This window comes from Labrys miyagiensis (genome assembly GCF_030160835.1).
GTDB lineage: Bacteria > Pseudomonadota > Alphaproteobacteria > Rhizobiales > Labraceae > Labrys > Labrys miyagiensis.
Genome location: NZ_BSPC01000040.1, coordinates 1 through 13781 on the forward strand (window position 1 = coordinate 1; position 13781 = coordinate 13781).

General features: G+C 65.0%; 14 protein-coding genes and 2 pseudogenes. 10 read left to right on the forward strand and 6 right to left on the reverse strand.

Annotated elements, in window-relative coordinates:
• The first annotated feature begins 194 nt into the window (after positions 1-194).
• The 3 genes from tsaD (at position 195) to QQL24_RS20215 (ending at position 2705) form a co-directional block, all read left to right on the forward strand.
• Entirely contained in the window at positions 195-1289 is a 1095-nt protein-coding gene (gene tsaD / locus QQL24_RS20205; protein ID WP_284314106.1) for a tRNA (adenosine(37)-N6)-threonylcarbamoyltransferase complex transferase subunit TsaD, read from the forward strand.
• Positions 1286-2266: an NAD(P)H-dependent glycerol-3-phosphate dehydrogenase gene (locus QQL24_RS20210; RefSeq protein WP_284314107.1), complete on the forward strand. Its 981-nt coding sequence runs from the start codon at positions 1286-1288 to the stop codon at positions 2264-2266. The genes tsaD and QQL24_RS20210 overlap by 4 nt, the downstream gene beginning before the upstream one ends.
• An 88-nt stretch (positions 2267-2354) precedes the next feature.
• Positions 2355-2705: a RidA family protein gene (locus QQL24_RS20215; RefSeq protein ID WP_284314108.1), complete on the forward strand. Its 351-nt coding sequence runs from the start codon at positions 2355-2357 to the stop codon at positions 2703-2705.
• Between the two features lie 107 nt (positions 2706-2812).
• Here the strand turns inward: QQL24_RS20215 and QQL24_RS20220 are convergent, their stop codons facing one another.
• A complete protein-coding gene (locus QQL24_RS20220) occupies positions 2813-3766 on the reverse strand; it encodes a tyrosine recombinase XerC (protein ID WP_284314109.1) in 954 nt (317 codons plus the stop codon).
• Between the two features lie 116 nt (positions 3767-3882).
• Between QQL24_RS20220 and QQL24_RS20225 the strand changes: the two genes are divergently transcribed.
• On the forward strand, positions 3883-4611 hold the full coding sequence (locus tag QQL24_RS20225; RefSeq protein WP_284314110.1) for a hypothetical protein: 729 nt from the start codon (positions 3883-3885) through the stop codon (positions 4609-4611).
• Between the two features lie 81 nt (positions 4612-4692).
• On the opposite strand, the gene QQL24_RS20230 is transcribed toward QQL24_RS20225, so the two are convergent.
• From QQL24_RS20230 to QQL24_RS20245, 4 genes are all read right to left on the reverse strand, one after another.
• Positions 4693-5025 carry a helix-turn-helix domain-containing protein gene (locus QQL24_RS20230; protein WP_284314111.1) on the reverse strand — a complete coding sequence of 111 codons (333 nt, stop codon included), beginning with the start codon at positions 5023-5025 and terminating at the stop codon, positions 4693-4695.
• Positions 5012-5278 (reverse strand): type II toxin-antitoxin system RelE/ParE family toxin, encoded by a 267-nt coding sequence (locus tag QQL24_RS20235; RefSeq protein WP_284314112.1) that lies wholly within the window; start codon positions 5276-5278, stop codon positions 5012-5014. The genes QQL24_RS20230 and QQL24_RS20235 overlap by 14 nt, the downstream gene beginning before the upstream one ends.
• A gap of 141 nt (positions 5279-5419) precedes the next feature.
• Complete coding sequence (locus QQL24_RS20240) at positions 5420-6673, reverse strand: multidrug effflux MFS transporter (protein ID WP_284314113.1); 1254 nt, start codon at positions 6671-6673, stop codon at positions 5420-5422.
• A gap of 376 nt (positions 6674-7049) precedes the next feature.
• The gene (locus QQL24_RS20245) at positions 7050-7961 is read right to left on the reverse strand and encodes a lysophospholipid acyltransferase family protein (protein WP_348536473.1); all 912 of its coding nucleotides are present in this window, start codon (positions 7959-7961) and stop codon (positions 7050-7052) included.
• A gap of 452 nt (positions 7962-8413) precedes the next feature.
• On the opposite strand from QQL24_RS20245, the gene QQL24_RS20250 reads away from it, so the two are divergent.
• Together QQL24_RS20250 and QQL24_RS20255 are read left to right on the forward strand one after the other, a co-directional pair.
• Positions 8414-10132 carry a VanW family protein gene (locus QQL24_RS20250; RefSeq protein ID WP_284314115.1) on the forward strand — a complete coding sequence of 573 codons (1719 nt, stop codon included), beginning with the start codon at positions 8414-8416 and terminating at the stop codon, positions 10130-10132.
• A gap of 172 nt (positions 10133-10304) precedes the next feature.
• Entirely contained in the window at positions 10305-10658 is a 354-nt protein-coding gene (locus QQL24_RS20255; protein WP_284314116.1) for a hypothetical protein, read from the forward strand.
• A gap of 225 nt (positions 10659-10883) precedes the next feature.
• Here QQL24_RS20255 and QQL24_RS20260 read toward each other — a convergent pair.
• A pseudogene (locus QQL24_RS20260) lies at positions 10884-11279 on the reverse strand (DUF1214 domain-containing protein); the annotation flags it as partial.
• Positions 11280-11379: 100 nt separating this feature from the next.
• Here QQL24_RS20260 and QQL24_RS20265 point away from each other — a divergent pair.
• The 4 genes and pseudogenes from QQL24_RS20265 to QQL24_RS20280 form a co-directional block, all read left to right on the forward strand.
• The gene (locus tag QQL24_RS20265; RefSeq protein ID WP_488803363.1) at positions 11380-12336 is read left to right on the forward strand and encodes a formylglycine-generating enzyme family protein; all 957 of its coding nucleotides are present in this window, start codon (positions 11380-11382) and stop codon (positions 12334-12336) included.
• A gap of 65 nt (positions 12337-12401) precedes the next feature.
• A pseudogene (locus QQL24_RS20270) lies at positions 12402-12596 on the forward strand (AAA family ATPase); the annotation flags it as partial.
• A 277-nt stretch (positions 12597-12873) separates the two neighbouring features.
• Positions 12874-13470 (forward strand): redoxin domain-containing protein, encoded by a 597-nt coding sequence (locus tag QQL24_RS20275; RefSeq protein ID WP_284314117.1) that lies wholly within the window; start codon positions 12874-12876, stop codon positions 13468-13470.
• A gap of 96 nt (positions 13471-13566) precedes the next feature.
• On the forward strand, positions 13567-13781 hold a 215-nt coding region (locus QQL24_RS20280), incomplete at its 3' end, for an SDR family NAD(P)-dependent oxidoreductase (RefSeq protein ID WP_284314118.1).

Below are 13781 nucleotides of genomic sequence, written 5' to 3' on the forward strand. Positions count from 1 at the left end.
ACAGCTCAGATAGTCGCTCACCTCTATCCTCTCCCCGTAAGAACGGGGCGAGGGGGCACACTCGTCGCGTTCTGTTCTCAACCGTGTCATCTCGCCCAGGCCCCTATCCCACGCAACCCTGCCCTGTGCCCCTATCCCCCACCCCATATCGTGCTATAGGAGACCAACCCCTTACCTACGGTACCGCCTTCCCCATGCTTGTTCTCGGCATCGAAACCACCTGCGATGAAACGGCCGCCGCCATCGTGTTGCGCAACCAGGACGGCGAGGGGCAGATCCTCTCCAATGTCGTGCTGTCGCAGATCGCCGAGCATGCCGCCTATGGCGGTGTGGTGCCCGAGATCGCCGCGCGCGCCCATGCCGAGGTGATCGACCACATCATCGAGCAGGCGATGGAGGAAGCCGATGTGCGCTTCGACCATCTCGACGCTATCGCCGCCGCGGCCGGGCCGGGCCTGATCGGCGGCGTCATCGTCGGCCTCACCACGGCCAAGGCTCTGGCGCTGGCGCTGAACAAGCCGCTGATCGCCGTCAACCACCTGGAGGCGCACGCGCTGACGCCGCGCCTCACCGACCAGGTCGCCTTCCCTTATCTGCTGCTGCTCGCCTCCGGCGGCCACACCCAGCTCGTCGCCGTGCGCGGCCTCGACGATTATGTGCGCCTGGGCACCACCATCGACGACGCCATCGGGGAGGCCTTCGACAAGGTCTCCAAGATGCTCGGCCTCGGCTATCCCGGCGGGCCGGCGGTGGAGGCGCAGGCGATGAGCGGCGATGCCGCCCGCTTCGCCTTCCCTCGTCCCATGCAGGGCCGGCCCGAGCCGAACTTCTCCCTCTCCGGCCTGAAGACGGCGGTGCGGCTGGAAGCCGAGCGCCTGGCCCCCCTCGCCGCCAAGGACATCCGGGACATCTGCGCCTCCTTCCAGGCGGCGGTGGTCGACATGGTGGTGGACCGCACGCGCGTCGGCCTGCGGCGCTTTCGCGATGTGGCCGGTACCGCACCGACCGCCCTGGTGATCGCGGGGGGCGTCGCCGCCAACCTCGCCATCCGCCGCGGGCTGCAGCGCCTCGGCGCCGAGGCAGGCCTGCGCATCGTCATGCCGCCGCCGGCCTTATGCACCGACAACGGCGCCATGATCGCCTGGGCGGGCGCCGAGCGGCTCGCGGCCGGCATCACCGACGGGCTCGACACCAGCCCGCGGGCGCGCTGGCCGCTCGATCCCAATGCGCCCGGCTCCGGCAAGGGCGGCCCCGGCCGGGAAGGGGTCGGCAAGGGAGCCAAAGCGTGAAGATCGTCGGCGTCATCGGCGCGGGCGCCTTCGGCACCGCCCTCGCCTGCGCTGCCGCGCGCGCCGGCCGCAAGGCCCAGCTCTGGGGTCGCGATGTTGCGGCGATGGCCGAGATGGACGCGGCGCGGGGAACGCCGAAGCTTCCGGGCCTGGCGCTGCCTGCGACCATCCAACCCACCGCCGACCTCGCCGAAGCCGCGGCAAGCGAGGCGCTGATCCTGGCTGTGCCGACGCAGGCCCTGCGCGAGGTCTGCCTGCAGCTTGCCCCGCTGGTGAAGGCAGGCACCCCGGTGATCCTCGCCGCCAAGGGCATCGAGCGGGCCAGCGGCGACTTCGTCTCCGACATCGCCCGCGAGACCCTGCCCGCCTGCCCGCCCGCGGTGCTCTCTGGGCCAGGCTTTGCCGCGGATATCGCCAAGGCCTACCCGACGGCGCTCACCCTCGCCTGTGCCGATGCCGCGCTGGGCCAGCGCCTGGCAAAAGCCATCGGCTCGCCTGCCTTCCGGCTCTACCATTCGACCGATTTGCGCGGCGTCGAGATCGGCGGCTCGGCCAAGAATGTGCTGGCCATCGCGGCCGGTGTCGCGGCCGGGCGCGGCTTCGGCGAAAGCACCGTGGCCGCCTTGCTTGCCCGCAGCTTTGCCGAGCTCACGCGCTTCGGCCTCGCCTTCGGTGCCCGCGCCGAGACGCTGGCGGGCCTGTCGGGCCTAGGCGACCTCATCCTCACCGGCACCTCCTCGCGCTCGCGCAACCGCCGCTTCGGCGAGGAGCTCGGCAAGGGCATCGGCATCGACGCCGCGATCCGCGACGTCGGCCTCGCCGAGGGCGTGTGGACGGCCCCGATCCTCGCCAGCATGGCTGGCGACAAGGGCGTGGACATGCCGATCGCCGCCGCCGTGGCCGACCTCGTGGCCGGCAAGGCCAGCATCGACCAGGCCATCGACCGCCTGCTCTCGCGGCCCTTAAGGGCGGAGTGACCATTACGGGGTGCCGATCCCGCGACCTCTATCGTAATCGTCCTGTTTCCATGCCGGTCTGAAGACCGGCACACCAGAGGAGCCATCCATGAGCCTGAAACGCATCGGCGCCGGCAACCGCATGAGCGATGCCGTCATCCATGGCGACAAGATCTACCTCTCCGGCTATATCGCCGAAACCAGCGTTGGCAAGTCGGTGAAGGAGCAGACTGAGGACATCCTCGCCCAGATCGACGAGACGCTGAAGGAAGCCGGCAGCGACAAGACCAAGGTGATCAAGGCCAATATCTGGCTCACCGACATCGGTACCTGGGCTCAGATGAACGAAGCCTGGGACGCCTGGGTGGTGCCCGGCCAAGCTCCGGCCCGCGCGACGGTGGAAGCGAAGCTGGCGGGGCCGGGGCTGGATGTCGAGATCATGGTGGAAGCGGCCTTGTAGCTGGGAGCGCGGACATCCTGTCCACCCTTGAACCACCGGCGAAGCAGGTTGAGGCCGGACCTTTCACGGCGAGGTTCAAGAGGCGGACTGGAAGTCCGCGCTCCCAGTTACCGAGCCCTCGGATGCGCGGCCTGGTATACCCGCATCAACTCGCTCGCATCGACCTTCGTGTAGATCTGCGTGGTCGACAGGCTGGCATGGCCGAGCAGTTCCTGGATTGAGCGCAGATCCCCGCCCCGGCCGAGCAGATGCGTCGCGAAGGAGTGGCGTAGCGCATGCGGGGTGGCGCTGTCGGGCAGGCCGAGGGCGCCGCGCAGATGCTGCATGGCAAGCTGGATGATGCGCGGCGACAGCGGGCCGCCCCGCGCGCCGACGAAGAGCGGCTCGTCCGGCCCCATCTTGTAGGGCACGAGCTTGAGATAATCCTCCACCGCTCGTGCCACGGGGGCGATCACCGGCACGGAGCGCATCTTCTGGCCCTTGCCGATGACCGTGAGGCTGTCGCACCCGGCCAGCGGCGCATCCTTGCGCAGGAGGCCGAGCGCCTCGGAGATGCGCAAGCCCGCCCCGTAGCACAGCGCCAGCACGGCGGCGTCGCGGGCGAGGATCCAGGGCTCGCGCGCCTCGCCGCTGCGGGTGTCGGCATCGGCCACCTTGCGCGCGGCTTCCGGCGACAGGGGCTTGGGCAGGCTCTGCGGCAGCTTCGGACCACGCACGGCCGAGAGCGCCGCGCTGGCGCCATGGCCCTCGCGCTCCAGGAAACGGGCGAAGGCGCGGGCGGCGGCAAGCGCCCGCATCAGCGAGCGCGGCTTCAGCCCGTCGCTGCGGCGGGCGGCCAGGAAGGCACGGACATCGCGCGGCGCCAGGCTCGCGATGTCGTCGAGATCAGGCGGCTCGCCGAAATGGCTGGTGAGGAAGCGCAGGAAGGCGGTGACGTCACGGTCATAGGCCTCCACCGTCTTCGGGCTCATGCGCCGCTCGACGGCAAGATAGGCGAGCCATCGCGCCTTGGCGGCGGCAAGGTTGGGGGCAGCGACGAGGACAGGTGGGGCAGCGGTCATCCCGCCATCATGGCGCAAAAAGGTGAGGGAGAAGTTGCGATAGCCGAGCCGGTCTCTCTTGACGAGCCTAGAGACGCCACGCCCTATGAGCAGACCTCGCAGATGGAACGACCCGCATGGCATTTGTCTCGCCGACAGCGCCGCCCGACGGCCTGACGGCCCTCGACGATGATGAGCAATGGCTCTGGCGTGACAGTCCGAAGCAGGGCCTGATTTGGCGTCAGCAGGACTGGCTCTACGTTCCCGTCCACCTAATATGTATTTGGTTCGGGCTGAGATCGGCATGGAACCGGCCGCTCGCCTCCTTGCCGCTGCTCAACCTCCTTCTTCTTGCAGGCCTGATTGCTCTAGGCATCTATCTCTTGGCAGGCCGCTTTGTGGTGGATACCTATGCGAGGCGGAATACGATCTATGGGCTGACCTCACGCCGGGTCCTGATCAGCAGTGGCCTCTTTTCGCGAGATCTCCGGTCCCTCGATCTCGTTTCGCTACCCGAAATGTCCCTGAGCCTTGAGAAGAATCGCTATGGCACCATCACTTTCGGCCCTGGCGCGGCCAATTTCTGGTTTGGTCTCGACCGGGTCAGGTTTGGGAATTTTTCGATCGACCTGCTGTCCCTGCTCAGTAGTGGCAAAAACAGCAACGATAAGAACGAGCCTGGCCAGCCAACTTATACTCCCAACGACAATGAGCCAGCGCCACCCGAATCGCCGCAGTTCGAAGTCATTCCCAATGCCGAAGCCGTAATGCAGCAGATTCAAGCGGCGAAGGTAGCCTTGACTCAACCCACCGCCCCCGGTGTGGCGATGGCGAAGGTCCTGCCGGATTGGTCCAGAGGCCCGTAGATTGTAGCTTCTGGCCCCTTGCGAAACGGTACACTGTCCGGACTCGCGAGCGCGCGACTTTGGCGATGGATAGACAGCGCCTTACTCGCCCGGTATCGCCACGGAGGCAGGATCGGCCAGGGCTTCTTCCACTGCCTTGGGATTCTTCTCGATCACTCGCAAGAGGGCGCTTGCCGCCGGATCCGGATGGCGACGCCCCTGCTCCCAGCCCTCGAGGGTCCGTGCCGGAATACCGAAGCGTTCCGCAAAATCCCTGGGAGACTTGGAGACGGCCTTGCGGATCGCCTTGACCCGCTCCGCCGTCATGGAGGAGACCTTGCGCACTGGAAGGGCGATTTCTCCCCTCTTCCAGGCAGCCACCTCCTTCAAGCTCTCGATGAGGGCCGCGCCAAATTCCGTCTCAGTCTTGGCCATCCGTGATCTCCTTCATCAAGGCGAGAGCCAGCTTGCGCTCATCGCTCGTCATATCCTCCTTCTCCGACTTGGCATAAGCGAAGAGCATCACAGCCAGATCGTCTGCAATCATCAGAAAGTAGATCGCCCGTCCGCCGCCGCGCTTGCCTTTGTTGCGGAGGGCGAATCTGATTTTCCGAATGCCACCAAGACCAGGGACGACATCGCCGACCTTGGGGGTTGTCGGCGATAGCCTGTTCGAGCGCGGCAACATCTGCCGCTGATGCCTTCAATCGCTTGAGGTCACGCTCGTAGCGAGATGTACGGAGGATTTTCATGTCGAATCATACGTCATTGGCGGATTTGTTCAAGACCAAATACGCCGATGACGTGATTTGAACAACAGAGACCCGCCCTACTCCCCCGGCACCATCACGGCGGCGCCGCCACCCGCGGGCGCAGGCACAGACGCCACGCCGCGGCTGGACCAGACAAGCACCAGGATGCACAGGCTCGACAGGCCGAGATAGCCGCAGGCCAGCGGCACGATGGTGCCGTCATAGGCCTCGCCGATCACGGCGCCGAGCACCGCGCCCATCAGCGTTGTGACGCAGCCGATGAACGAGGAGGCAGTGCCGGCGATGTCGCCCACCGGCTCCATGGCCAGCGTGTTGAAGTTCGGCATGGTGAGGCTGAGCAGGAAATGCGCAACCCCCATGGCCAGGCCGAAGTAGAGCAGCGGCGGCCGGCCGTTGTAGACCAGCGCCAGGCCGAGCAGCACCAGCGCCATCATCCAGAAGCCGACCATGCCGAAGCGCGACAGCGTGATCATGCCGAGCCGCTTCACCAGGCGTGAATTGGCAAAGGAAGCCGTGCCCATGCACATGGCGATCAGGGCGAAGGCCAGCGGGAAGTAGTGGCCGAGGCGGTAGATGTCGGTCTCGAAGATCTGCTGCGCCTGGCCGAGATAGGTCATCAGGCAGCCCATGGCGAGGCCCATCGCCAATGTGTTGGCGATCGAGGGGCGGGTGGTGGCCACGCGCCTGATGCCCGAGGCGACGTTGGAGAAGGACAGCCGCCGGCGATATTCGGGATGCAGCGTCTCCGGCATGCGCAGGCCGAACCAGAACACCACCACCAGCACCAGGGCCAGCATGCTCATGAAGATGTAGCGCCAGCTGCCCAGCACCAGGAAGGCGCTGCCCGTGGCCGGGGCGATCACCGGCACCACGATGAAGATCATCATGGTGAGCGACATCACGCGCGCCATATCACGGCCGGTATAGCGGTCGCGGATAATGGCGATGGAGAGCACGCGCGCCGCCGCGCCGCCGAGGCCCTGGATGGCGCGTGCGACGAGCAGCGTCTCGAAATTATGGGCGAAGATCGCGAGCAGCGCACCGGCCGTGTAGATGACGAGGCCGAGCATCAGCACCGTGCGGCGGCCGATGGCGTCGGAGACCGGACCCCACACCAGCTGCATGACGGCGAAGCCGCCCATATAGGATGTGAGGATGAGCTGCATGCGGTTGGCATCGGCGATGCCGAAATCGGAGCGGATGGCTTCGAAGGCAGGCAGGAGATTGTCGATCGACAGCGAGATCAGCCCCATCATGAGGGCGATCACCAGGACGAATTCGGCAAAAGGCGGTTGGGGACCCTGCTTCATAGCAGGATCCGAGGCCGGACCAGCAAGGGGACGGGACATCGTAATCTCAGAAATGCGAAAATCAAAAACTGGCGGGGCAATAGGGCGGCGCTCAGATATCGATTTACTAGCACGACAATCGTGACCAAAAGGTGATTTATTTGCCACACGAGCCCAAATCCGCGCAAGAATGGCAGAAAAATTTCATCGGTGAGCAGAGAGCGGCGATGGTAGCGTCTCAGGCCGTGGTTCTGGAGAGGCGGCAGAAACGCTGTCATTGCGAGCAAAGCGAAGCAATGACGGACTGGAATTCCGCTTCCACCCGCAAAAGTTGGCATTCTCGGGCGCGACGCCCCTCTCCCTAACGGCGACACATCCCGTCGGACAGCCGATACGCCTAGCCCCAGCGCCTGTGCGCCCACATCCATTGCTCGGGATATTCCCGCACCCATTTTTCGAACAGGCGATGGATGCTGCAGGTGGCCTCGGCCACATCGGCATCGCGGTCGCCGGTATGGGGAATCTCGATCTCTTCCGCTTCGATAAGAAAGCGCACGCCTTGCTTGCGTATGACGCGCGCGGCGACGAGCGAGGCGTCGTTGCTTCTGGCGAGCAGGGCCGGGAAGGTGGTCGAGGGGGCCGGGCGATCGAAGAAAGGCACCGACAGGCCGCCGCGGTCGCGCAGGTCCGCCAGCAGGGCGATGGCGCCGCCCTCGCGCACGATGCGCATCAGCTTGCGCCCGATGTCGGCGCCCTTCACGAAGAGGCCCCGCGGATAGCGGTCGCGGCGCACCAGGGAGACATAGTCGTCGACCCTCGGGTTCTTCAGCCGCTGATAGACTCCCGCGACCTTGATGCCGCTGTCGACCGTGGGCAGCACCACCAGTTCCCAATTGCCTGTGTGAAGCGAGACGAAGACCACACCCTTGCCGCTCGCTTTCATGGCTTCCAACAAGGGACCGCTCTTATTCTCGATTCGCTTGGCCCTGATGATGCGTTCGACCATCAGGCTTTCGGCGAAGGTTCGGCCCAGTTGCATCCACATCGCGCGGGCCATCGCTTCGATCTCGGCTGCACCCTTGGCAGGATAGGCCGTTGCGAGGTGGCGTATCGCGCGCTCATGGCGACGCAATCGCGGTGCGATCAGGCGCCAGAGCGTGCCCATGAGCCAAGAGCCAAAATCCAGCGGAAGCAAATGCAGCAGGCCGATCAGGCCGCGCAGGAGGAAATACTCCGCTGCGTACCTGACCTTACGCCGGCGTCGTCTGTAATTTGTGTCAATCACCGAGGGCCTACTATCGAAACGCACCGCTGAGGCGGTGGTGCCGCTGACCCGTTCGAGCTCCCCGATGCTGGCGCAAGCATTACCCGCTATCGGGCATGGCTGCAACCATTGTCAGCCGCCGCAAGCCGACCCACGAGGCGCCGCAGCCCCAGGGAGAAGGCCGGTGTCGCCAGCCCCGGTTTCCAGAGGCAGGCGGAGATGCCCGTGGGTGCTGACTTTGGTCGATGAAGGCGAAGGAAACACCGTCATTGCGAGCGGAGCGAAGCAATCCAGGGGTCAAAGGGCGGTGTCTACTGCCCCTGGATTGCTTCGCTCCGCTCGCAATGACGGGCTAGGATTCCGCCCTTCGGCTGCAAAGTTAGCGCTTATGGGCCGAAATGTCCGCTATCACGGAATCTCCCCGTGTATCCGCGCACAGCGGCTCCGTTAACGCTCGCTTAACCTGCCTGCAAGTGTGGAGCGAGCGAGACTCAGCCATGGTTGCCATCCCCCAGCGCAGCGTGCCCAGCCGAACCGACAGCCTCCTCTTCGAGGCCAAGGCTGCCGTCCTCCGCGCCTTGCGCCTTGCCCGCGAGGCCTTCGCGGCGGAGCGCGTCACCAGGCATCGTCGCGCGGTGCTTCTGGCGCAGGCGCCGGTGCTGGCTCGGGTCGCCTCGCCGTTGTGGAGCAATTTCACTGGCACCAAGGATCGCCAGCTCACCGCCGGCAAGGTGCAGAACCTGCGCCACGCCCTGAAGGGCCTCGACGGCATCGAGGTGCCGGCGGGCGAAATCGTCAGTTTCTGGAAGCAGGTCGGCCGGGCCAGCCGCGGCCGCGGTTTCGTGCCGGGGCGGGAGCTGCGTGAAGGCTGCCTGATCTCCAGCGTCGGCGGCGGGCTCTGCCAGCTCTCCAACGCGCTCTACGAGGCGGCATTGCAGGCGGGTTTCGAGATCGTCGAGCGCCACGCCCACAGCCGCGTGGTGCCGGGTTCGCGTGCCCAGCTCGGGCGTGACGCCACGGTGTTCTGGAACTATGTCGATTTCCGCTTCCGCAGCCCTTACGCCTTTCGCATCGAGGCGCGCATGAGCCGCGACCAGCTCGAGGTCGCCTTCCGCGGCTTCGGACCGGCGGGCTCGGCCATGCTGCAGGAAGCTCCCGCTTTGCCGGGCCTTGAGGCGCATGACTGCACGAGCTGCGGCCGGCAGGACTGCCACCGCAACAATCCCGACCGCGCCCTCCACGCCGGCCTGCCCACGGCCTGGCTGGTGGATGCGGGTTGGCCGGAATTCACTGCTCTCTTCAAGGCGACGGCACGCAAGGAAGACGCCCTGCTGCGCCCCGCTCGCCTGCCCGGCTCGGCGCGCTATGCCTGGCCCACCGGCCTCGTCGACACGGAAAAGAGCGCGCCGGTCGCCACCCTCCGCCGTTCGCTCGACCTGCGCGGCGCCTCGGGCGGCAGCCTGCAACTGAAGACGATGGCGGCCGATGAACGCCTTGCCGCCGCCTATGCCGCCAGGCTCCCGCACACCCACATCCACCTGATGGTCGCCCAGAACCTGCTGCCGCATCTGTGGCGCGCCGGCGTGCTCCAGGGCCGCAGCTTCGATGTGCTGATGGAGCGCCTGCCGCTCACCGTGCTGCAGGACCGGCTCGATGCCGCCGTGCGCCACCATCCCGAAAGCCCGACGCTCGCGGATTTCCGCGCCTCCGACGCCATCGTCGCCGCCGAGGCCGCCGCGCTGAAGGCCGCCGACCTCCTGTTCACGCCGCACGCCGCCATTGCGGCCCTCGATCCCCGCCGCACCACCCTGCTCGACTGGGCGCCGGCAAAGCCCCTGTCCGCCAGGAAGGGCGGCCGCACCGTGCTCTTTCCCGCATCCGCCCTCGGCCGCAAAGGCGCACACGCGCTGCGGGAGGCGATCCAGGGCCTCGACATCGATCTTGCCGTCAAGGGCCATGCGCGCGATTGCCCGGCCTTCTGGGGCAACCTGCCGGTGCGCCTGCTGCCAGCCGGCGAGACCCCCGCCGAGATTGCCGCCGTGGTGCTGCCCGCCTTGGTCGAGCACCAGCCCCGCGCCCTCCTGGCCGCGATCGCCGCCGGCATCCCCGTGATCGCCACCCCCGCCTGCGGCCTCGCCCCGCAGCCAGGCCTGACCCTGGTGCCGGAGGATGACGCCGGCGCCCTGCGCGCCGCGCTGAAGGCCGCGTTGGGGTGATGGGAGCGACGTGCCCGGCTGGGTGCAGGCATCCAAGCCGGGCAAACAGAGAGGCGAGACCCGGTGATCATTGACCCGGTTTAGGTACTGACAATAGCCAAAAATGCTAATTGAGCCTGCGCCGGCACCGCTTACCCTGCGAGAGGGGATCGGAAAGGTGTTGTGCGTATCCATGGGCACGTTCGACAGGAGCGGCGAACCCCGCTCGCACGCCGTTCTCGCCAGCGCTGCTGACGTCCTCTCGACCCTGCTCCTCTCCTGCCAGGGAATGAATGCCGAAGATCCCGAGAGAGGATTTGCCGCTCTTGAACTGATCCACGGCCGCCCGCGTTCGCGTCACGGCCTCTCCCATGGCGAAGTCGCCCTGATGGTGGAGACACTGATCGAGCGATATGTGCCCGAGGTCGAAGCGGCGTGGATCCATTCCAGGCTCTCCGCGAGCGGCCAGCTCCTGTCTCTGACGATAGAGCTGGAGCTGATCGGGGACCTGGACACCACCATCGTCAGCGCCGATTTCCCAGCCTAGCGGGCACATGAAATAGGCTCGGTCGGCGAGCATTGTGACCCCTCACACCCTGAAGCATCGGCTAGCGCGTTTTACCTTCAGATCGAATCATCAAGAATCGCAAAATACGTTTGATACCAACGAGCTAACTTGTAGGCCTGCTCCTGCCCGAACGCATTTTGCTCTAACTCTTTGTTTCGACGCGTCTTTGCGATTCTTGCCGATTCCGTCAAATCGCAAAACGCTTTAGTGCGCGAGCTCAGGAGCGGGGAACGTCCATTTGCCGTCTAGAATCGCGGGCTTCGGGCGATAGAGGCGAACCGTATAGTTCCAGCCCTTCATGATCGGCAGACAATTCTGGATCTTGCCATCACAACCTCCGAACTGGATATCGATCGAGCCATCACTGCTCTTCTTCGCGGTGATGTTGTTGACCGAGTACGCGTCGTATTGGTTCTTTTCGTAATAACCCTGGGCATTGTAGAGGCTGATCGACCAGAAACCGTCGACTGGCACGTCCTTGAGCCTGTAGACTGTCGTGCCATCATTCTCGGCAGGCGTGACGTCGAGATAGGTCGCGTCCTTGTCGGGATTGCCACCCCAGCCCAGCGCGGTTCCGATCAGGTGGCGGATCGGATCGACGGCCTGGTGCCAATACCGGCAACTGCAGATGGCAACCGAGCATGATATCTTGGTCAAAATCATATACCCCATTCGAAGTAAGGGAATTGCGAGGTCGGTTGTGGTCGAGGTGGGAGCAGAGGCGAGGGTGGTTCCCGAGGGCATGATTCATGTGCCGGGCGGGAGCTTTCGCATGGGCTCGGACAAGCACTATCCGGAGGAAGCCCCGAGCCACCGCGTCAGCGTCGACAGCTTCTGGATCGACGCGACGCCGGTCACCAACCGGCAATTCGCGGCCTTCGTTGCAGCGACGGGCTACAAGACCTTCGCGGAGATTCCGCCTGATCCGAAGGACTATCCGGGTGCGCTCCCGCATATGCTGCGGGCCGGCTCGCTGGTGTTCACTTCGCCGCCCCGGGTGAAGAACCTGCGTGACTGGTCGCAATGGTGGAGCTTCGAGTTCGGCGCCAATTGGCGTCAGCCCTATGGCCCGAAATCTTCCTTGCGCAACCTCGATGATCACCCCGTCGTGCATGTGGCCTATTGCGACGCGCTCGCCTATGCCGAATGGGCCAGCAAGTCCCTGCCCACTGAGGCCGAATGGGAATTCGCGGCTCGAGGCGGTCTCGAAAATACGGAGTTCGCCTGGGGCGATGAATTCATGCCCGGCGGGCAGTTCATGGCCAACACCTGGCATGGCGATTTTCCGGTCAAGAACAGCCGGGCCGATGGCTGGGCGCGCACCTCGCCCGTGAAATCCTTCCTGGCCAATGGCTATGGCCTCTACGACATGATCGGCAATGTCTGGGAATGGACCGGGGATTTCTGGTCCTCGTGCCATCCCGCCGACGCGGCCAAGGCCTGCTGCGTGCCGCTCAATCCACGGGGGGGAGCAGAAACCGCCAGCTACGATCCCAGCCAGCCGGCCATTCGTATCCCGAGGCGCGTGCTCAAGGGCGGCTCGCATCTGTGCGCGCCCAGTTATTGCCGGCGCTACCGCCCGGCGGCGCGACATGCCGAACCGGTCGACACCTCGACAAGCCATGTCGGCTTCCGTTGCGTGGTGCGCGAGGTGTAACCATAACAATGCCGACTTGACGCACCCGTGCAAGACAATGCCTGCTTCGAACAGGTGGACTTGCCATGGAAACGGGCAACGGGTCGGCGGTCCGAGACGCAATCCCGGATCTCCTGGCACGCGTCAACAGGGATATCATCGGACAGGAGCGGCTGGTCGAACGCCTGGTCATCGCATTACTTGCCAATGGCAATGTGCTGATCGAGGGCCTGCCGGGCCGGGCCAAGACCCGGGCGATCAAAAGCCTGTCGAAGAACCTTGCCCCCAACCCGCAAGCAGATCTCGTAAGCGAAATTTTCCAGCGTTTGACCGGTGATCTCTTCACGATAGAGGCCCATGATCATTTCCGCATCGCAGGACGCATCTGCGCTTTGTGTGCCGGTTGGCAGCGGCGAAAATCCTATGCTGCGGTGGTTACCAATCCAATGGTATTGGTCACACCATCGTATGTGGATTCACAGCCGCTCCCATGTTTTTGTCCTTCCGCCAAGTCAGACGGCCGGCTCAGTCAAAGACTTGTAATCACGGAGGCTTCACATGCGGTCCGACATCGTTCCGGGGTCGGCTTTCCCAGACTACGAGCTCTCAGATCACACGGGCACACGGCGAACACTTTCCGGGCTGCAGGGAGAGGACCCGATGGTCCTCGTACTCGGCAGGGGCGGCTACTGTCCCAAGGACCGCCGGCAGGCCGAAGGGCTTGTCCAACTCCACCGCGAAATGGAAGTGGGCTATTGCCGGCTCGTCACCATCACCACGGACAATATCCTGGAAACCAACGAGTATCGTACGGGCGTCGGCGCCCACTGGCCTTTTCTTTCGGACCCGCGGCGGGTCGTCCAGAAGGACCTCGATATCGCCGAGTACACGGATCCCACCCACAACCCCATGATCCCTAACGTCATCGTGCTGGAGCCTGGCCTCATCATCCACAAGGTCTACAATGGGTACTGGTTTTTCGGCCGACCCACGATGGAAGAACTTCGGCAGGACATGCGGGCGGTGAGCATGAAATGCCGGACGGACTGGGACATCACGACGCCGGAACTCAGGGCAGCATGGCAAGCGGGTCGAAAGGAGCCTTTCTATCCCTACGAAAAAACGCGCGCTCAGACGCTCCGCGAGCCGGAGTGAATTCGGGGGCTGCCCGGCCGTGTTTGTCATGGAAGGCCATAACGACCGCTGGCGTGTTCTTCCTCGAGGCCGCCACAGAGCTCACACGAGGACCCCATGGACCCTGCAACCACAACTGCGTTCCCCCGCCGCGAGCCAGAACTGGTGAGCCAGACGGTCGTAATTATCGGCGGCAGCGCCGGCATTGGACTGGAGACCGCACGGCGAGCTCGCGTCGAGGGGGCCAACGTCATTCTCACCGGGCGCAATCCTGAACGCCTCGATCAAGCGGCACGCGAACTCGGCGCTGAGCGCATCGCCGCTTTTGATGC

Bases quoted from the DNA above. Each gene is read 5' to 3' on its own strand.
- QQL24_RS20275 (WP_284314117.1), top strand. From the start codon at position 12,874: ATGCGGTCCGACATCGTTCCGGGGTCGGCTTTCCCAGACTACGAGCTC.
- QQL24_RS20235 (WP_284314112.1), bottom strand. From the start codon at position 5,278: ATGTTGCCGCGCTCGAACAGGCTATCGCCGACAACCCCCAAGGTCGGC.
- QQL24_RS20230 (WP_284314111.1), bottom strand. From the start codon at position 5,025: ATGGCCAAGACTGAGACGGAATTTGGCGCGGCCCTCATCGAGAGCTTG.
- QQL24_RS20225 (WP_284314110.1), top strand. From the start codon at position 3,883: ATGGCATTTGTCTCGCCGACAGCGCCGCCCGACGGCCTGACGGCCCTC.
- QQL24_RS20240 (WP_284314113.1), bottom strand. From the start codon at position 6,673: ATGAAGCAGGGTCCCCAACCGCCTTTTGCCGAATTCGTCCTGGTGATC.
- QQL24_RS20250 (WP_284314115.1), top strand. From the start codon at position 8,414: ATGGTTGCCATCCCCCAGCGCAGCGTGCCCAGCCGAACCGACAGCCTC.
- QQL24_RS20255 (WP_284314116.1), top strand. From the start codon at position 10,305: ATGGGCACGTTCGACAGGAGCGGCGAACCCCGCTCGCACGCCGTTCTC.
- QQL24_RS20215 (WP_284314108.1), top strand. From the start codon at position 2,355: ATGAGCCTGAAACGCATCGGCGCCGGCAACCGCATGAGCGATGCCGTC.
- QQL24_RS20220 (WP_284314109.1), bottom strand. From the start codon at position 3,766: ATGACCGCTGCCCCACCTGTCCTCGTCGCTGCCCCCAACCTTGCCGCC.
- tsaD (WP_284314106.1), top strand. From the start codon at position 195: ATGCTTGTTCTCGGCATCGAAACCACCTGCGATGAAACGGCCGCCGCC.